A 19,547-nucleotide genomic window follows, 5' to 3' on the forward strand; every position below is an offset into this window, starting at 1 on the left:
GATATGATCTCAAATAATTAAAAAATCAATCAATGTTACCTAATGCGTTTTTTATTTGCTAATTTTCATTATCTTCCTGTGGTTCTTCTTTATAATCACCATTTGGACATAGTACTACTAGACCTTTTTTTGTCTTCTTTTGAACTAAGAAATGACCATCATTTGGACAATTACGTCCAATTGGTTGATCCCAAGATACAAAATCACAGTCTGGATAACGTGAACAACCATAAAACTTACGGTTTCGCTTAGATTTCTTTTCTACTACATCACCTTTACCACATTTTGGACAAGTAACACCAACTTTTTTAACTATTGGTTTAGTATTACGGCAATCTGGGAAACGTGAACAAGCATAGAATTTTCCATATCTACCAAGTTTTATTACCATTGGAGCTCCACAAATATCACAGTTAAATCCTGCAGGCTCATCTTTAATTTGAATCTTTTCAATCTTTTCTTCAGCTGTATCCAGTTCTTTTTTTAATGGTTGGTAGTAATTATCTACTACATTGGTCCATTGTTTTTTACCACCTTCAACATTGTCCAGATCATCTTCAAGCTGAGCTGTGAAATCTACGTTAACAATATCTGGGAAAAATTCTTCAATTAACTTATCAACAATTTCTCCTAATTCTGTTGGAACAATTGAACGCCCCTCAAGTTTTACGTAGTAACGTCTTTGAATAGTATCAATAGTAGGAGCATAAGTAGATGGACGACCAACACCATTTTCTTCAAGAGCATGTACTAAACTAGCTTCAGTATAACGAGCTGGTGGTAAAGTAAAGTGCTGTTTATTATCGGATTTATCTAATTTAACCTTGTCGCCTTCTTCAAGATTTGGCAATTCAACATTTTTTTCATGTTGATTATCATAAACTTTAGTAAATCCGGCGAATTTCATTTTTGAACCAGTGGTTCTAAAAATCACACCGTTTTGAACAATATCTGCTCTTACAGTGTCATAAACTGCTGGTGTCATTTCACTTGCTAAAAATCTCGACCAAATAAGTTTATATAAACGATATTGTTCTGTAGTTAAAACTTTTTTCAATGAATCTGGTGTTCTATATACACTAGTTGGACGAATTGCTTCATGGGCATCTTGAGCATCTTCTTGATTTTTAAAGTGACGTTGGCTTTTTGCAGCAAATTCTGCTCCATAATTTTCATGCAAAAACTTAGAAGCTTCTGCTTGAGCAACCGGAGAAGTACGCTTAGAGTCAGTTCTCATATAAGTAATTAAGCCGACAGTTCCTTCTTTACCTAAACTAATTCCCTCATATAGCTGCTGGGCAATACTCATAGTTCTTCTAGTTCTATACCCTAAACGTTTATTAGCTTCTTGTTGCATAGTTGAAGTAGTAAATGGAGCAGCTGGCTGGCGACGACGCTGGCGAGTAACTACTTTTTCAACAGTAAAATCTTTCTTTTTATCAATTTTACTTAAAATTTCCTGCACAGCATCGTTATTCGGTAGTTCTTTCTTTTTACCATCTATTCCATAAAAACTAGACTTAAAGAGCTTCTTACCCTTTTTAAAATCAGCATCTATTGTCCAATATTCTTTAGGCTTGAAATTCTTGATTTCTTTTTCACGGTCGATTACTAATTTTAATGCTACAGATTGAACTCTACCAGCACTGAGGCCTTTTTTGACCTTTGCCCATAAAATAGGAGATAAGGAATATCCCACAATTCTATCTAACACACGCCTTGCTTGTTGAGCATCTACTGTATCCATATCAATTGTGCGAGGATGCTTAAAGCTTTCCTTAACTGCATCTTTTGTAACTTCATTAAAAGTTACACGGTTTTTAGCATTTTCATCTAAATCTAAAGCATGAGCTACATGCCATGCAATAGCCTCTCCTTCACGATCCGGGTCAGAAGCCAAATAAACATCTTTAGCTTTTTTAGCTTCCTTTTTTAATTCTTTAATTGTATCGCCTTTGCCACGAATTGAAATATATTTTGGTTTATAGTTATTTTCAAAATCAATTCCCATTTGTGATTTTGGTAAATCACGAATATGACCTTTAGAAGCAATAACATGATAGTTACTTCCAAGATACTTTTCAATGGTTTTAGCTTTTGCAGGAGATTCCACAATTACTAGTGTCTTTTTACGTTTTTTAGTTGTTTTCTTTTTTGGTTTACTTACTTTAGTAGGCATTAAATGCCTCCTTTATTTTATTATTTAAAAAATCTACTAGCTTGAGAATAAAATACCTGTGTTGGAATTGTCAAATCTTTCTGTTTTTAAATTAAAATCTACTATTGGAGTTGCTCCTGCTTCAATCAATTTGTTAGGTCCTTTAGAAAGGTTACTTGTTATAGGTCCGGGAACTGCATATACATCTCGATTTTCTTGTAATGCGAGATTAGCTGTAATTAATGAGCCGGATTGTTCGCGAGCTTCAGTAACAATTACACTTTGAGATAAACCAGCTAAAATACGATTTCTTTCAGGAAAACGAAACGGTCTAGGAGGAGTATCTGGTAAATATTCACTGAGAAGTAAACCTGATTCAATAATTTCATTTTGAAGATTCTGATTTTCAGCAGGATAATAGTGATTTAACCCATTACCAATAACAGCAATTGTTTTTCCATTATTGGCAAGGGATGCTTCATGAGCCATTTTATCTACGCCTTTTGCTAGGCCACTTGCAACTACATATCCTTGCTTAATTAATTTAGGAGTAAGTTCAGTTATTACATTTTGACTATAAACTGTTGCAGCGCGTGCACCAACAATAGTAATGATATTTTTCTGCATTAAACTAACATCCCCACGAGCAAATAAAATCAAAGGTGGTTGATAAATTTGCCTCAATTTTTCTGGATATTCATCATCAAAGAAACTGACAACTTTACACTGAGCATTTATTCTGTCGATAGTTCTTTTATAATCATCATTATGATACGCATTAAGTGCCTTTTCACGCAAGTCAAAAGATAATTGCATTTGTTCTAAATTTTCTATATCAACTTCATCAGTATCAAGCTGACTTGCGATTTGAAGCATTTTCACGTATCCAATACCCTTTTGCAATTTTAATCTCAATAAAAATTCTTTAATATTCATGGTAAAAGCCTCCATTAACAATTACGTCAAAAAATGGAGACTTTTCGTATTATTTATAAAAATTGCTTACTGGGGCAAAAGTTTTCCTATGGATTGGAGTTGGTCCGTATTTTTTCAAAGCATTAATATGAATCTTAGTTCCATAACCAGCATTTTTTGAAAAACCATATTCTGGATAAATTTTATCATAATCATCCATTAGCTTGTCTCGAAACACTTTGGCGACAATTGATGCAGCAGCAATTGAATTAGATTTTGCATCCCCTTTGATTAATTCTGTTTGTGGAATATCAAGAGGCACATTCATAGCATCTACCAAAAGAGCATCTGGTTTTTGTGATAAATTAAGTACAGCATCTTTCATTGCTAATCTATCCGCCTCATAAATATTAACTTTATCAATTATTTTCGGGCTCTTTATTCCAATTCCTACAGCTACTGCTTTTTCTAAAATTTTAGGATATAATTCCCATCTTCTGTTAGGACTCAGTTTTTTTGAATCATTAACTTCTAATAAATCAAAACTTTCGTCAATAATAACTGCTGCTGTAACTACAGGACCTGCAAGAGGACCACGTCCTACTTCATCTACTCCAGCAACAATTTGTCCTTTTTTCCAAAATTCTCTTTCATACTTAAATCTAGTAAGAAACTCTGTCTTTTTTTGAGCTAATTTTTCTTGTTTTCTAGTATAGCTCTGTAATAACTTTTGAACGCCACTTCTTGAATCTTGACGAAGAGCTATTAATTCTTCTTCATTAACTTCTTCACTATTTAAAAGCTCTTTTATTTCCTTAATTGTCATTTTTTACTCTATCTAAAGTAATTCTACCAATTTTTCCTTTTCTCAATCTTTGAAGCATATAAAGAGAGAATCTATCATAATCATCCCTCATCCCATATACATTAGTCATTGCTAATAATAAATCCGGGTCACTAATGTTTTCAATATTTTCTTTACTTGTTCGAGCAAACTTTACCAAGTCATTCATGTAATACTTACGTAAATTTTTTAAAACAAATAAAGCCACATCGTCTGCATGAAAAATACTGTCTTTTATTGCACCAAATGCTGCCAGCTTGTAACCAACTTCTTGATCTTCAAATTTAGGCCACAAAATTCCCGGTGTATCTAAAATTTGAATATTAGTTTTAGTCTTTAACCAAGTTTGTCCTTTAGTTACACCCGGCTTGTTACCAACTTCAGCAACGTTTCTTCCCACCAAACGATTAATAATCGTAGATTTACCACAGTTTGGAATTCCTGCTAAAGCAATTCTAATTGTAGGATTTGAGGCACCTTTTTCTTCTAGCTTTTTAGTTTTAGCACTGGCTGCTTTTTTTATTAAATGAATTAAAGCTTGCATATTTGTATTATGAAGTGAATCCATTGCCATTACAAACTTACCAGGTTGTTGTAATTTCTTTTGCCATAATTTAGTCATTACAGGATCTGCTAAGTCGGCTTTATTCAAAATGATTAAGTGTGGTTTATTGCCAACAAGTTCTTCAATCATTGGATTACGTGAAGCTTGTGGAATTCGTGCATCTAAAACTTCCACAATCACATCAATCAATCCTAATTTATCTTCTAATTGATTACGAGCCTTGTTCATATGACCTGGATACCATTGAATTGTTGCCATAATATTCTCCTTTTTAATTAAAACTATTCTTCATCACGTAAAAATATCACTTCAGCTAACAAAATTTGTCGATATAACGATTTAAAGCTACTGCGATATTCATCTTGTTGCTGAGCGATTTGACCTAAATAATTTCTTTCTAACCTAAACGCATATCGATAAACTTCATCTCGAAATTCTCTTTCATTTTCTGAAAGTTCAGGATTTTTAATAGATTTTTTTAACTCACGTAAAAAATCTTGCATCGAAGTTTCATTAATTTGTGCATTAAGATCAAACTTTATTTGCTTTCTAATTTTTTTAGGAAGATAAATTTTATCAAGTTCTGTTAATGCATAATCGACCATTTTTCGTCTAATTTTATTTATTTCTGCTTCCTGTTCTAAATCAGTCTTCTGCTTAGGCAAGATAAATTTAAATAAGACGGTCGGAATCACCATACTCAAGATTATCAAAACAGCTTCACTGAATAAAATCAAGTGAAAATTATTACTACTAATTAAAGTATGATCTAATGTGTAAGCTAACGCAAAAGTTACTGCTCCATGAATTCCTCCAAGAGCAAAAATCCACGCATCTTTATTTGATAATTTTTCCACAAAAAAACTATATAAATATCTAACTAATACGTTAGCAATGTATAAAATTATACCAATCCAAATTGCTAAGTCAATTCTATTAGGTAAAAGTGCTCCATCGCTTGTTTCAACAATAGTTAATCCTAGTCCAATAAAAACAATAGTATTCAAAAAATCACTTATAAAATTACTCAATTGAATACTGCTATAAATCATATAGATATTCGTTAATCGACTTCGTTCAAGTTCAGCTCTATGAACTAATCCTGCAACTACAACAGCAATAATTCCTGAAATATGAAGCCATTCAGCAAAATAATACAATAAAAAAGGCGTTAGCAAATATATAGCTATTAAAGCATTAGCTGGATTATAACTTCCTTTGACAAAACGTAAATTAGTACGTACTAATTTTTGCCTGAATAAAACTAAAATTCCTGCTACAAGTAATCCAACAAGTATGCCACCTCCTGCTGAATATAAAAAACTAGTTATGGTATGCGTTATTTCTAGTTTTTTAGATAAGTACCATGTCGTTGCCATTTCTAATAAGATTATTCCTGACGCATCATTAAATAAAGACTCGCTTTGTAAATATTTGCTAACCTTACTTGGCATTTTTAAACCATGAGTAACAGATTCAGTTGCTGTAGCATCAGTTGGAGTTGAAATTGCTGCCAAAATAAAACTTAATGGTAAAGCAAGTCCAATTAACCACTTTATCCCAAAAGCTGCTATAACAGTTGCAAGAACAATCATAATAACCGTAATACTGACAATTGACTTCCAACTACGTGCAATTGCATATAAGCTATTCTTCTGTCCTTCAAAAAATAATAAAGGCGCTACAACTAATCCCATAAATAGTTCCGGATTTCCCATAAATATTCCTGAATCAAATTGAGGAATAAAAGCAATTAAGACTCCAATGCCTAAAGCCACATAGTTTACTGAAATATTTCTTAAAAACCAATTTTGAACAATCATTGCTAAGCAAGAGCTCAAAACTAAAACTGTAATTCCATAAAGTACTTGCATATATTTCTCTCACCTTCAATTAAAAAAGCCCCCCATATGGGGACTAATTTTTAATATGACATTTTTTCTTCATACATTTTATATGTTTCATCAAAAATTGACATACTTGACAAATAACTAGCATTTAATTCTAAATAATCTGATAACTTTTCATAATTTTGTTCTTGTTTTGGAAAAGTTGTATCATATTGTGCATCATTTGCGAATTGAGCTATTTCACTTTTAGAACTAGAATTTCTAAGAGTCATCAAATAACGGTAAAAACTTTCTCGATAAGCCATAACTTACTCCGTATAATAAAGAATTGCATATGCGCCATTTCCTGCGTGTGTAGCAATTATTGGACTGGTTTCTTGAACTAAAACGTTAATTTTAGGATTTATTGCTCGAATTTTATCAGCTAATTCTTCCATTGCCTCTGGCGTATCTACATAAGATATTCCTACTTCTGGAATTCTATCTTTATTTGCTTCAATATCTGCTAAAACCCTTTCATCAAATGCTTTAGAAAACTTCTTACCGCGTCCTTTTTTAGCGACAATTAGTTCACCACCTGGCATTTGAAGCTCAATTCGAATATTGAGAAGAGTAGCTATTTTACCTGATAAAGCACCCAGACGGCCACCTTTAATTAGATTCTTTAAGTCTACAACCATCATATGCAATTTTTGACTCTTTTTAATTTTATTAATATGTTCAAGAATCTCTTCGACGTTTTTACCTTCTTGTGCATCTTTAGCTGCTGCTAAAACTTGAAATCCTTCTGCACGGTCTGTTAATTCTGAATCAACTAGATAAACATGGTCTGACTGATTTGCAATTTCTGCTGCTTGTCTAGCGGCATCAATTGTACCGCTAAGTGCTTTTGCCAAAAAAATTCCAATTACTTCGCTGCCATCTTTTGTAAGATCTTTAATTGTTTCTGCAAAACGACCAATTGGTGGCTGACTAGTTTGCGGAAGCTCTTTAGCTTCATTCATTTTGCGTACAAAGTCGCTACGACTTATGTCTACTCCATCAACATAAGTCTTGCCATCTATGGAAATTGATAATGGAACAACTGTAATGTTGTATTTTTCAATTTCTTCGGATGTTAGTTGAACAGATGAATCTGTCATAATTTTAATTTTTGACAATGTATTCGCCCTCAATTCTAATATACTTTTTTATCCTGTGATAAAATATAAGCATGTATATAAGCTAGTATATCAAAAAAATTAATTAAAAAAACTAGAAAAAGGATGATAAAAATAATTATGAATTTAAAAGAGCTTTGGCAAGAGCCAAAAAATCGCTCCAAAACATACTATATCTTAGATAATATTTTTAGTGCAATAACACATGGGATAGGATTTGGATTATCTGTTGCAGGATTAGTAGTACTTATTGTAAGAGCAGCTCATACAGGAAGTGCGATGCGAGTTGTTACTTTTACAATTTATGGCTCATGTTTAGTCCTTCTTTATCTATTTTCTACTTTGTATCACAGTCTAATTTTTACTAAGGCTAAAAATGTTTTTCAAATATTTGATCATTCATCTATTTTTTTGCTAATTGCGGGTTCTTACACTCCATATTCCTTAGTTGCAATTGGAGGAGCTTGGGGATGGACTTTATTCGGACTTATCTGGGGATTAACTATCTTTGGTATTTTATATTATATTTTTAATCGTGGAAAACACGTAGTATTTGATACTATTTTATATGTTGCAATGGGATGGTTAGTAATTTTATCAGGAAGCTATCTTTATGTTCGTCTTAGTCCAGCTGGATTTTGGCTACTTGTTGGAGGCGGAGTTGCTTATACAGTAGGAGCAATTTTATTTACCATGCGTAATGTGCCTTTTATCCATGTTATTTGGCATATGTTTGTAATGCTGGGATCCATCTTGATGTATTTTTCAGTTTTATTATATGTTTAAAAAACTCAGGAATTATTTCCTGAGTTTTTCTTTTACTAATTTTGTTCTTGAATAAATTTTTTTATTGCCGACTCTGAATTTTCCAATTCATTTGAAACAACTTTTTCTTTAATTTTATCTAGCATCATTCCTAATTTAGGTCCTGGACGCACTCCCTGCTGAATAAGAAAACGACCATCAATAACAAGCTCTGAGGCCTTTTTTATTGGTAAAGAAGTATAACGGTCAACTAATGCCTTTGAATCTACTGGTTGGCCTAAAATATGGGCTACATCAATTGTATTAAGCAGTATTTCTTGACCTATCTTAAATAATTCATAATCACTTGGCGTACGTTCAGCTAATAAATCAAAACATTCTACGATTCTTTCTACTGAATCAGTAGTTGCGTTTGAATTTTTCCAATCACGCATAAATTTGCCAATTTTTTCATTGGGTAATTTTAACAAAATAATTATAATTGCCCAAAGACTAGTTTCTAAGGTTGGACTAAACTTTAAACTTGGAAAAATAGACAATAAATCACTTTGTCCAGCAAAGTCTGGTACATCTTCACTTAATTTAGTATCTAAAAATATCTGAAATGCTTGCCGTGAATGAGGCCCTAATCCCATCTTAACAAACTCATCACGAATTCTTTCTACTGAAATTTTCTGGAGTAACTCATGATTATCACTAACTGCTTGTTGAGTTTTTTCTTCTAAACTAAATTCTAACTGACTCATAAATCTAACTGCACGCATCATTCTAAGGGCATCTTCATGAAAACGCGTCTCAGGATTACCCACAGCTCGTATAACGCGCTTTTGTAAGTCATCCAGTCCATTAAACAAATCAACAATTTCACCGCTTGTACTCATTGCTAGAGCATTAATTGTAAAATCTCGTCTTTTTAAATCTTCTTCCAAGTTTTGAACGAAAGTTACATGATCTGGTCTACGATAATCTTGGTAGCCTGATTCAGTTCTAAAGGTAGTAATTTCATAACTTTCTCCACTGTACAAAACTGTAACAGTACCATGCTTAATTCCTGTATCAATAGTTTTTTCAAACAATTCTTTTACTTCTTCAGGATATGCACTAGTTGCTATATCCACATCATGGATATGTCTATCTAAAAGCAAATCACGGACTGATCCACCAACAAAGTAAGCTTCAAATCCAGCCGATTCTAATTTTTCTAAAACTGGCATTGCTTTTGTAAATATTTCTGGTAATTTTTCTATTTTCATCACTAAATCAACTCGTTTAATCTGTATTTATTTTAAAAATATGATAATTTAAAAGTAAGAGCCATATTTAAAAAGAAGGAGGTAATATTATGAAAAAAATTAATTCTAAAACAATTTTCGAATTGTTTATGATTGCAATTGGATGCGCAATTTATGGCTTAAGCCTCGATATGATTTCTGTTCCTAATAAATTAGCTGACGGAGGAATCAGTGGGATTGCACTAATTCTTCGTCACTTTTGGAAAATTAATATGGGATTATCTACATTAATTCTCAATATTCCTTTAATTATTTTAGGATACCATTTTATGGGAAAACATTTATTAGCATACACTATTTGGGGAACAATCTGTCTCTCCTTCTTTTTAGCATTTTGGCGTCTTGTTCCTATTATATCGCAACTTAATCTTGAGCACGACCTATTCTTGTCAGCAATTTTAGCTGGTAGCTTATCTGGATTTGGTCTGGGGTTGGTTTTTCGCTATAATGGCACTTCTGGTGGCACAGATATTATAGCGCGGATATTTCAATTAAAGTTAGGTATTCCTTCTGGAAAAACCTTACTAGCTTGTGATGCGCTTGTTTTATTGGCTTCACTTTCATATCTTGACATTAAACATATGATGTATACTTTGTTTGCATCATATGTTTTAGCCAAAGTAATGGATACTGTCCAACAAGGTGCTTATTCTGCAAGAGGTTTGTTTATTATTTCCAATAATTACCAAGAAATCGGAACCGTAATTAATAATAAACTTGAGCGTGGCTTTACTTATTTAAAAGGTATTGGTGGCTACCAAAAAACTGAACGTCCTGTAATTTATGTTGTTGTATCTCCGCGAGAAGTGCCAATTATTAAAAATTCAGTCGAAAAAATTGATCCTAATGCCTTCATTTCTATAATAGAAGTTCATGAAGCGCTCGGTGAAGGTTTCACCTATGAACAGAAAAAATTAAAATTATTCAAACACAGATAACAAAAAAACATGCTAAGCATGTTTTTATTTTTACTATCAAAATTATATTTTATTCTTTATAAATATTGATTATAAAGATCTTGCATTTCATCATCTTCTGGAACTAGTTTCAAATAATTTTGTAGTAATTGTTTAACTACAGTTTGAGAACCCGCCTCATTATTGAAGAAAATAATCATTTGTTTTAAAAAGTCTGAATTATTTTTAAAATCTGGATAAGCTAATAAAAACTCTCCTCGTGCTTTTTCACGATTATCTAATTCTTCATATGAAAGAGCCATGTTCCAATGAGCTTGTGGCTCTATTTCATCGTCTTCTAAATCCTTGAACAAGCTTAAGTTTTCTTCATTCTTATTTTCATGTAAGTACAAATTAGACAACTGCATTCTTAAATCACTATTCTCTGGAGCTATTTCTAACCCCTTCTTTAGTAAATCTTCCGCTGTGGTTAAATCATTCAGATTAGCTGCCGCTTTAGCACCTAATGAATATAAAGTCTCATCTAATTCATTATATGCAAGACCTGCTTGAGCAGAACGTAAAACCTGGTCATCATCATGCTTATGTTGATATGCCTGTGCTAATAATGGATAAGCATTAACATAATCTGGGCTTTGATCAATAACTTCATCAAGATATTTAATAGCTTGATCATCATCATTTACAGCTAACATCACAAGACCTGCTTGATATTTACTATCAATATCTAAAATAGCACTACTATTATTTCTAATAACTTCTGCTGCATCTTCATAACGTCCCAATTTAGCCATAGTTTGAAATTCACGTTGAACTAAATTTACTTCGCCAAATGTTTTCTGAGATTCAACTAAGTCTTGATATAAAGCCAGTGCTTGTTCATATTCACCGCTCATATAATCCAATTCTGCTAATCCAAACTTAATTGCATCTTCATTAGGAGCTAATTGAAGAGCTTTCATTAATTTGTTTTTAGCAGTTTCAATAAAGCCATTAGTTTGATAATAATCCGCTTGGACTAACAAACTATCTAAATAGGCAGCTGAATCTTCAGGAACATCATATAACAATGATAATCCATCGTCATCATTACCATCATTTAATAAAATTTCAGCTAAATAAACCTTAAATAAATCTTCTTTAGGAAATCTTACAACTAATGCACGATAAACTTCTTTAGATAAATTAGTAAACCCATAATTAGTTAAGTTTTCAGCAAGAGAAGCCAAAACTTCAGGCTCATCATTATCAAGGGCTTGTTTTAACAAAATTTTTTCTTGTGAAAAATCATGATTTTCTATTGCATCTAATAATTGTTCTGAATAAGTCATATTTTTCCTCCATTCAAATTAATATTGTACACAAAAAAGCACTTGGTATAAAACCAAGTGCTTTTAAATTAAGAACTATTTTAGTCCTTAACTGCATCCTTAAGAGCCTTACCTGCTTTAAATGCTGGTACGTTGCTTGCAGGGATTTCGATTTCATCACCAGTTTGTGGATTACGACCTTTACGAGCTGCACGATGACGTACTTCAAAAGTACCGAAGCCAATCATTTGAACCTTATTACCTTCTGAAAGATTCTTTTCAATTGCACCAAAAATTGCATCTACAGCTGCAGTAGCTTGCTTTTTCTTCATATTAGTTGCTTCAACAACTTCTGAAATCAATTCTGCCTTATTTGCCATATTTAATTCACCTCCCAAAAATTTCCTTACTTAATGATAGAGGAAATTTTATTACTAAACCAAAATATCATAAAAACTCTATAGTAACAAGCTTTTATAAAATATTTGTTACTATTTTCGTCTGCGTGGAATAATTTTTATAGGTGTCCCAGTAAAATCAAAGTTTTCACGTAATTGATTGATTAAAAATCTTTGATATGAAAAGTGCATTAACTCTGGATCATTAACAAATACTACAAAAGTTGGTGGATCAGTTTTAACTTGAGTCATGTAGTATACCCGCAATCTTTTACCTTTTACTAAAGGTGTTGGAACAAGCTTACTTGCTTCCAAAAGTAAGTCGTTAAGTACACTGGATTGAATTCTTTGATTTTGGTTTTTGTATACTTTCTTAACCATCTTTGGAATTTGATCTATTCTTTGACCAGTTTTTGCAGATACAAATAAAATAGGTGCATAATCAAGATACTGAAATTCTTGTCTAATAACCTTTTCAAAATCTTTAGCACTTGTACTGTTTTTCTCTGGCAAATCCCATTTATTAACTAAAATGATAATTCCACGACCTGCCTCATGTGCATATCCAGCCACATGCTTGTCTTGTTCTCTAATGCCAGTACTTGCATCGAGAACCAAACAAACCACGTCTGAGCGTTCAATAGCGCTCATAGCACGCAAAACAGAGTATTTCTCGGTTTTTTCATAAACCTTTCCTCGTCGTCTAATTCCGGCTGTATCAATCAACTTGAATTTAGTATCATCTGCAACAAAAGGAGTATCTACGGCGTCGCGAGTAGTTCCTTCTTGATTAGCCACAATTACACGTTTTTCACCTAAGAGTTTATTAACTATAGATGATTTTCCAACATTTGGACGACCAATCATACTAAATGAAATTACATCATCATCTTTACGGTCAATATCCTGAGGAAATTCACTTACAATTTTATCAAGCAAATCCCCAATACCTGTACCATGACTACTTGAAACAGGAACTGGATCACCTAAACCCAAACTATAAAAATCATAAATATTAGCTCTTTGTTCAGGATTATCTGCTTTATTAACTGCTAAAATGACTGGTTTTTTAGTTCTATAAAGAAGTTGTGCTACTTTTTCATCAAGATCAGTTACTCCATTAACTACACTAGTTAACATAACGATAACATCTGCTTCTTCGATAGCAATTTCTGCTTGAGCACGAATTTCTTCTTCAATTTTGCCATCTTCCCAAGTGATACCACCAGTATCAATTACATCAAACTTGCGTCCTAACCATGCAGCTTGAGCATAATTTCTATCACGTGTTACACCTGGTTTATCCTCTACAATTGCTAAACGTTCATTTATTATACGATTAAATAATGTTGATTTTCCAACATTTGGACGACCAACAATCGCTACTACCGGTAAAACCATATTTCCGCCTCCTTGAAATTATTTTAATTAATAAAAAAAGCCGACATTGTCGGCTTTTTTATCATATGATTATTGACGGTCCTTTAATTGGTCACCAATAATGTCACCCAATGCAAAGCCGTTGTCGTCACCACTCATGTACTTCTTGTTTACAGAGTTTTCGTTGCGTGAACGACGTGGACGAGAACCTTCTGATGAAGCGTTAGGGTCTGCAGCCTTGATTGAAAGTGAAATTCTTCTGTCGCTAGGGTCAATGTTCAATACCTTAACCTTAACAGTTTGACCAACCTTCAAAACATCGCTTGGCTTGTCAACGTGCTTGTTTGAAATTTCTGAAACGTGTACTAAACCTTGAATACCATCAGCAACTTCTACAAAAGCACCAAAGTTAGTTAATGACTTAACTTCACCTTCAAAAACATCACCTTCATTTAAGTCAGCAGTTGCTTGTTCAAATGGGGAAGGTTCTGTTTGCTTAATTGACAAGGAGATACGATGTCTGTCATCGTCAATACCGATAACTTTAACCTTAACATCTTGACCAGCCTTCAAAACATCGCTTGGCTTATCAACATGCTTGTAAGAAATTTCTGAAATGTGAACTAAACCGTCAACACCACCAACATCGATAAATGCACCAAAGTTAGTCAAACGTGAAACCTTACCTTCAACAACGTCACCAACAACTAATTGTGATGCAACGCTTTCGAATGCTTCTTCACGTTCTTCTTCAATTAAATCTTTGTGTGAAAGAATTAAACGATTCTTGTTTGGATCGATTTCAGTGATCTTAAGCTTCATAGTCTTACCAATGTAAGGCTTCAAATCTGAAACATAACGGTTAGAAATAAGTGAAGCTGGTAAGAAACCACGAGTACCAACATCAACGAGCAAACCGCCACGTACTGATGAAGTTACAGTACCTTCAATTGGGTTACCTTCTTCAAAGTCCTTTTGTAACTTATCGTAAGCTTCTCTTTCCTTTAAGCGAGTAACTGAGAAGAAAAATTCTCCGTTTTCTTTATCGCCACCAGCTCTTCTTAATACTAAGGCCTTGAACTTGTCGCCAGACTTAACTAAGTCACGTAAGTCTGCATTACGGTCTGCAGTGAATTCACGGCGAGTGATTACACCTTCAACACCGGCGTTTTCTACACCAACATCGATTTGGCCGTCTTCAACGTCTAAAACTTCGACATCGACAATATCTCCGACCTCAACTCCTTGCATTTGCTTTAATGCGTCTAAAAATTGATTACTGTTTTCTGACATATGTACCTCCCAAATATCATGTCCCATTTTAAATGAAAATCAGATATTTTTCTACTGTTTTGGCTTATTTTTTTACTTTTTTATTTATTTTTTTATTTTATTTAAGATTTCGTCAACAACTTGATCAATCGTCATGCTAGTTGTATCGATTTCAATAGCATCATCTGCCTTTTTTAAAGGTGAGATTTTTCTATGAGAATCTTTATAATCTCTAGCTGCGATATCTTTTTCGATTTCTTCAACTGTTTGATCAGTTTGAATACCGCGCTCTTTAAAATCTAAAAGACGACGTTCAGCACGAGACTTAGCAGAAGCAACTAAAAATATCTTAACTTCTGCGTTTGGAAGCACTGTAGTTCCAATATCTCGACCATCCATAATTACATTGGTCTGACCTGCCATTTTTCTTTGCAAATCAACCATTTTTTCACGTACACCAGCTAAAGCTGATACTTGAGATACATTAGCAGAAATATCTGGTGTGCGAATCTCAAGAGAAATATCCTTGCCATCTGAATAGACTTTTTGTTCACCATTTTCAGATTTCAATTCAATTCCATCTTCATCAATTGCCTTTAATATACCACTTTCATCACCATAATCTAATCCATGATTACGTGCAATTACAGTGCAGGCACGATACATTGCACCTGTGTCAATGTATACAAATGACAATTTATTCGCAATAATTTTTGCGACTGTACTCTTTCCTGCTGAAGCAGGACCATCAATTGCTACTTGCATTTCACATCAGAAAAGTTATAAAACTTTTCTATCCTTTCTCAAAATTTACTGCTCTTCTTGCAGCTTAAGTGTTTGACCAGTTTTAACGCCTGAATCTGAATCTAAATCATTCAAACTCGCTAAAGCGCTAGCACTCATGCCATGTTTATTAGCGATACTTGAGAGGGTATCGCCTTCTTGCACAACATAAACCTTCGGATTTTCAGCAGCTGAAGAACTTGATTGCATATTTTTAGAGCTTGAAGAACTCAAAGAACTTGATTGCGTTGTAGAATTTAGCGTTTGCTTTTTATTGCTCTTCTTAGCTTTTATTTTAGACTTAGCAGCCGTCTTCTTTTTAGAGGATGATTGAGCCACCTTAGCCGTTTCTGCGGGTTGAGAAGCGCCTTTTTGATTCTCTGAAGCAAACTTATGAACAATCGGAATCAAGGCAATAATAATCACAATTAAAATTATAATTACTGCACCCCAGCGACTAGATCCCATATTATCATCATGATAATCAACTCTAGACTTGCTTGGACGTTCAACATGCTTATACGGTCCTTTTGGTTTTTGATCCATTTGGAATTTCCTCCAATCACTTAACTGCTTAATTTTAGCACACTTAACTAATAGTTTGAATACTAAAAAAATCAGCTTTTTGCTGATTTTAAAAATTAATTTCTAATGTTAAATCTTTTCCTCACAAAGGGCTTAATATTTTTTAATGTTGCTTCAAAAAGCAAATATACAACTATGCTATTAATTACACCTTTAAGTAAATTAAATGGGACAATTATACCAAAAATATAGGCACTCATTGACGGTAAATGTAAAAATTGACCTAAGTATACTTTTTCCGTAAAACTAAGTAAAGCACCATAACTATTAATAGCTGGCATGTTAGGAACTGAAAACATAGCATAAACTGGCGTCAAAATAAAAGCATTCATTAATGACAAAACTCCAGTCATCGCTATAATGCCGAGTAATAATCCAACAACAGGCATTAAATGTCCTTTCAAAGTTTTACGATTAGTTTTAGTTATATTTTTTGATAATAAATAAAACGGCAATGCAAATGAAATCGATGCCAAAAATGCTGCAAGTTGTCCAACAATACTCATTGGATTAAAACCGCTAAAAACTAAACTCAATAAAGATCTAATAAACGCAATAAAAATACCAGGACCGGCTCCAAAAATAAACATCCCGATGGTAATAATTACATCAGAAAAATCAAACTTTAAAAATCCAACGCCAGGCATAATTGGAATTTCAAGTTTCATTACAACAAATGAGATAGCTCCAATTAATGCATAAGCAATAACATTAGCTAAATTACTGGATCGTTTATTTACGTTTTCCATAATTGCTTACCTCCATAAAAACAGGTCTGCTGCTCCAGCAACAGACCTTATTAAAAGTAAGCATTATCTTCTTTTAAGTCAGTCTGTCTTCTCCCATCTAGACTATACTATCGGTATCCACATACGGATTCAGCCACTTACGTGGGTCGCGGACTTCCACCGCCGGTCGGGACTTTCACCCTGCCCTGAAGACAACAAACTTAAATATTTAATTACATTTTTAGTTTAGTCCAAGTGTTTTAATCTGTCAACTTCATTGTGGGATAATTCCCGGTATTGACCAGATGTAAGTGATTTCAAATCCAAGAAAGCATATCGTTCTCTAGCAAGTTTTAATACTTTATGACCAACAGCTTTGAACATTCTTTTTACTTGATGATAATGTCCTTCATGAATTGTTAATTGCACAATTTGATTATTTTTGCGTTTATCTGTATGTAATATTTTCACTTTGGCAGGCGCACTTTTATGGCCATCAAACTTAACACCATGTGTCAAAGACTTAATTTCTTCTGGAGTTAAAATTCCAGAAATTTTTGCAACGTAAACTTTTGGCACTTCATGCTTAGGGTGCATTAATTTATTAGCTAATTTTCCATCATTAGTCATCAATAATATGCCTGAAGTATCATAATCAAGTCGGCCTACAGGATATAATCTATAAGGGATTTCTTCAAAATAATCAACTACCGTTTTTCTACCTTTATCATCACTTGCAGTAGATACTACACCACGTGGCTTATAAAAAAGATAAGTATGCAAACTTTCTCTTTCTATTGGCTCACCATCAACAGTAATATTACTAAAAGTGTCTACCTTTGTCCCTAATTTAGTAACTACCTTTCCATCTACACGGACTCTGCCTGCAACAATCATTCTTTCCGCTTTTCTTCTAGAAGCGATTCCTGCTTCGGCAATAACTTTTTGCAAACGTTCTAATGCCATTAATTTTCCTCCTTTTGTTTTCTATCAAATAAATCTACTTCATTATCTTCAGATGTTAACTCATCTTCAAAATCTTCAATTACTGGTAAATCTGCTAAACTCTGATAGCCAAAATACTGCAAAAAATAATCGGTTGTAACATACAAGTTAGGATGCCCGGGAGCATCTTTTTTACCATTTGCTTTTATTAATCCACGCCAAATTAAAGTTTGAATTGCTCCAGAAGAATTTACTCCACGAATATCATCAATTTCAACTCTAGTAATCGGTTGGCGATAAGCTATAATAGATAAAATTTCTAATGCAGATTGACTAATAGTCTTGGAAATATCTTTTTGAAAATATTTTTCAACTATAGAACCTACCTCTGGTTTAGTTGCTAACTTACAATTATTATTAATTTGAAGTAATGTTAAACCGCATGAACTATCAGTAACTAATTTTTCAGTAAGTTCTTTTAATAAAATTAATAATTCATCTTCAGTCAATTTTAACAGATTTTCCAAAGATTCTTTACTTATGCCGTCATCGCCTGCAATGTACAATAAGGCTTCTAATTCAGCCAATTTAGTCATCATTATCAATTCTTTCTAAAGTTAAATCTCCAAAAGTTCTTGCTTGCTTTACTAAGCATTGATGGTTTTTACATAATTCTAATAATGCTAAAAATAAGCCAATCATATCTGAAATATCATTAAAATTATCAACACATGAAAAAAAGCTAATTTGCTTTTCTTTATTAAGTTGTTCTTTCAAGTAAGAAATCATATTATCAATAGATATTTCTTTTACTTTGATTAATGCTTTATCCGGATGTCTAACCTTCATTCTACGCATAACTAATGCAAAGGTATCAGCAAGTTCTGAAGACGTAATTTGTCCTAATGGTAATGGATGTACCTTTTCATTTGTAGATACACTAGCTTCTTTTGAGACTGTAATCGGAACTTCGTTATTTCTTTCTTTAAAGTAATGTGATATTTTCTTAAACAAAGAATATTGAACCAACTGCTGAACCAATTCATCTCTTGGATCTTCTTCCTGGTTTTCCTCATCGACAAAATCATTTTGTGGAAGTAAATATTGTGACTTAATTCTTAAAAGAGTTGATGACATAACAAAATATTCGCCTGCAACTTGTAAATTTAATCTTTGCATTTGTTTTAAATATGCTAAATATTGACTAGTAATTTGAGCAATAGGAATATCATAAATATCAATTTCTTGAGATTTAATCAAATGCAAAAGCAAATCTAAAGGTCCTTCAAAATTAGGCAATTCTAGTGTCAAGTTTTTATTCATCAGAATTATTCAAATCCTTTATCAAAAATGTGTATTCTGGAACTGCAGTAACAGTGAGTTTAGGGTGAGTATTAGCCAAACTTTTTAAAATCTTTTTTTCATACCTTTTTTCTCGAAATCCCGGCGCAAGTGAAAGGTATCGAACAATGATAAAACTTCTATTAATTTGAGTCCCAATAACCCCAATAATATTATTATCTTCGTTTTTATATAAATATAATTTAAATTCATCACTATTACGATTAAGCTTGATTTCTTCCTTAAGATTTTCAAGATTTTTAAAATCTGGCAAATAAGAAAGCAATCCCATTGCAACTTTTTCATTATCTTTTTTATATTCAATTAACATTTTTTCAC

The 19,547-nt window shown here is 32.9% G+C and carries 21 protein-coding genes and 1 riboswitch; of the genes, 2 read left to right on the top strand and 19 right to left on the bottom strand.

Translation table 11 applies throughout. The features are described 5' to 3' along the window. Nucleotides 1–58: 58 nt before the first annotated feature. From topA to ACTHPI_RS04150, 7 genes are read right to left on the bottom strand one after another with little or no spacing between them, the layout of a single operon-like run. Nucleotides 59–2,179 (bottom strand): type I DNA topoisomerase, encoded by a 2,121-nt coding sequence (gene topA / locus ACTHPI_RS04120; protein ID WP_445352912.1) that lies wholly within the window; start codon nt 2,177–2,179, stop codon nt 59–61. Between the two features lie 36 nt (nt 2,180–2,215). Continuing rightward, nucleotides 2,216–3,094 carry a DNA-processing protein DprA gene (gene dprA, locus ACTHPI_RS04125; RefSeq protein WP_445352913.1) on the bottom strand — a complete coding sequence of 293 codons (879 nt, stop codon included), beginning with the start codon at nt 3,092–3,094 and terminating at the stop codon, nt 2,216–2,218. 49 nt (nt 3,095–3,143) lie between these two features. After that, entirely contained in the window at nt 3,144–3,899 is a 756-nt protein-coding gene (locus tag ACTHPI_RS04130) for a ribonuclease HII (RefSeq protein ID WP_445352914.1), read from the bottom strand. Beyond that, complete coding sequence (ylqF, locus tag ACTHPI_RS04135) at nt 3,889–4,740, bottom strand: ribosome biogenesis GTPase YlqF (protein WP_445352915.1); 852 nt, start codon at nt 4,738–4,740, stop codon at nt 3,889–3,891. The genes ACTHPI_RS04130 and ylqF overlap by 11 nt, the downstream gene beginning before the upstream one ends. A gap of 23 nt (nt 4,741–4,763) precedes the next feature. Beyond that, nucleotides 4,764–6,356: a cation:proton antiporter gene (locus ACTHPI_RS04140; RefSeq protein WP_445352916.1), complete on the bottom strand. Its 1,593-nt coding sequence runs from the start codon at nt 6,354–6,356 to the stop codon at nt 4,764–4,766. A gap of 50 nt (nt 6,357–6,406) precedes the next feature. After that, nucleotides 6,407–6,637: a YozE family protein gene (locus tag ACTHPI_RS04145; RefSeq protein ID WP_445352917.1), complete on the bottom strand. Its 231-nt coding sequence runs from the start codon at nt 6,635–6,637 to the stop codon at nt 6,407–6,409. Nucleotides 6,638–6,640: 3 nt separating this feature from the next. Next, nucleotides 6,641–7,492: a DegV family protein gene (locus ACTHPI_RS04150; protein WP_445352918.1), complete on the bottom strand. Its 852-nt coding sequence runs from the start codon at nt 7,490–7,492 to the stop codon at nt 6,641–6,643. A gap of 120 nt (nt 7,493–7,612) precedes the next feature. Here ACTHPI_RS04150 and trhA point away from each other — a divergent pair, with 120 nt between their 5' ends. Beyond that, nucleotides 7,613–8,278, top strand: coding sequence for a PAQR family membrane homeostasis protein TrhA (gene trhA, locus ACTHPI_RS04155; RefSeq protein WP_445352919.1), 666 nt, complete (start codon nt 7,613–7,615; stop codon nt 8,276–8,278). A 35-nt stretch (nt 8,279–8,313) separates the two neighbouring features. Here trhA and ACTHPI_RS04160 read toward each other — a convergent pair whose 3' ends face one another. Next, nucleotides 8,314–9,513 carry a CCA tRNA nucleotidyltransferase gene (locus ACTHPI_RS04160; RefSeq protein ID WP_445352920.1) on the bottom strand — a complete coding sequence of 400 codons (1,200 nt, stop codon included), beginning with the start codon at nt 9,511–9,513 and terminating at the stop codon, nt 8,314–8,316. An 86-nt stretch (nt 9,514–9,599) separates the two neighbouring features. On the opposite strand from ACTHPI_RS04160, the gene ACTHPI_RS04165 reads away from it, so the two are divergent. Continuing rightward, a complete protein-coding gene (locus tag ACTHPI_RS04165; RefSeq protein ID WP_445352921.1) occupies nt 9,600–10,487 on the top strand; it encodes a YitT family protein in 888 nt (295 codons plus the stop codon). A 56-nt stretch (nt 10,488–10,543) separates the two neighbouring features. Here the strand turns inward: ACTHPI_RS04165 and ACTHPI_RS04170 are convergent, their stop codons facing one another. The 11 genes from ACTHPI_RS04170 to ACTHPI_RS04220 all read right to left on the bottom strand — a co-directional run bounded on the left by ACTHPI_RS04170 (nt 10,544) and on the right by ACTHPI_RS04220 (nt 19,539). After that, on the bottom strand, nt 10,544–11,797 hold the full coding sequence (locus tag ACTHPI_RS04170; protein WP_445352922.1) for a tetratricopeptide repeat protein: 1,254 nt from the start codon (nt 11,795–11,797) through the stop codon (nt 10,544–10,546). Nucleotides 11,798–11,877: 80 nt separating this feature from the next. After that, a complete protein-coding gene (locus ACTHPI_RS04175) occupies nt 11,878–12,156 on the bottom strand; it encodes an HU family DNA-binding protein (protein WP_445352923.1) in 279 nt (92 codons plus the stop codon). Between the two features lie 111 nt (nt 12,157–12,267). Further along, nucleotides 12,268–13,575, bottom strand: coding sequence for a ribosome biogenesis GTPase Der (der, locus tag ACTHPI_RS04180; protein ID WP_445352924.1), 1,308 nt, complete (start codon nt 13,573–13,575; stop codon nt 12,268–12,270). A 69-nt stretch (nt 13,576–13,644) separates the two neighbouring features. Further along, a complete protein-coding gene (gene rpsA, locus ACTHPI_RS04185) occupies nt 13,645–14,847 on the bottom strand; it encodes a 30S ribosomal protein S1 (protein ID WP_445352925.1) in 1,203 nt (400 codons plus the stop codon). Nucleotides 14,848–14,931: 84 nt separating this feature from the next. After that, nucleotides 14,932–15,591 (bottom strand): (d)CMP kinase, encoded by a 660-nt coding sequence (gene cmk, locus ACTHPI_RS04190; protein ID WP_445352926.1) that lies wholly within the window; start codon nt 15,589–15,591, stop codon nt 14,932–14,934. 45 nt (nt 15,592–15,636) lie between these two features. Beyond that, a complete protein-coding gene (locus tag ACTHPI_RS04195; protein ID WP_445352927.1) occupies nt 15,637–16,155 on the bottom strand; it encodes an SAG1386/EF1546 family surface-associated protein in 519 nt (172 codons plus the stop codon). Nucleotides 16,156–16,250: 95 nt separating this feature from the next. After that, nucleotides 16,251–16,943, bottom strand: a complete 693-nt coding sequence (locus ACTHPI_RS04200; RefSeq protein WP_445352928.1) for an ECF transporter S component — start codon at nt 16,941–16,943, stop codon at nt 16,251–16,253. Between the two features lie 81 nt (nt 16,944–17,024). Next, a riboswitch (FMN riboswitch) is annotated at nt 17,025–17,140 on the bottom strand. A 28-nt stretch (nt 17,141–17,168) separates the two neighbouring features. Beyond that, a complete protein-coding gene (locus ACTHPI_RS04205) occupies nt 17,169–17,888 on the bottom strand; it encodes a pseudouridine synthase (protein WP_445352929.1) in 720 nt (239 codons plus the stop codon). After that, a complete protein-coding gene (scpB, locus tag ACTHPI_RS04210) occupies nt 17,888–18,466 on the bottom strand; it encodes an SMC-Scp complex subunit ScpB (RefSeq protein WP_445352930.1) in 579 nt (192 codons plus the stop codon). The genes ACTHPI_RS04205 and scpB overlap by 1 nt, the downstream gene beginning before the upstream one ends. Then, complete coding sequence (locus ACTHPI_RS04215) at nt 18,456–19,190, bottom strand: segregation and condensation protein A (RefSeq protein WP_445352931.1); 735 nt, start codon at nt 19,188–19,190, stop codon at nt 18,456–18,458. Before ACTHPI_RS04215 ends, scpB begins: the two co-directional genes overlap by 11 nt. Further along, nucleotides 19,183–19,539, bottom strand: a complete 357-nt coding sequence (locus ACTHPI_RS04220; protein ID WP_445352932.1) for a reductase — start codon at nt 19,537–19,539, stop codon at nt 19,183–19,185. The genes ACTHPI_RS04215 and ACTHPI_RS04220 overlap by 8 nt, the downstream gene beginning before the upstream one ends. Nucleotides 19,540–19,547 lie beyond the last annotated feature (8 nt).

The organism is Lactobacillus sp. PSON (genome assembly GCF_052615405.1).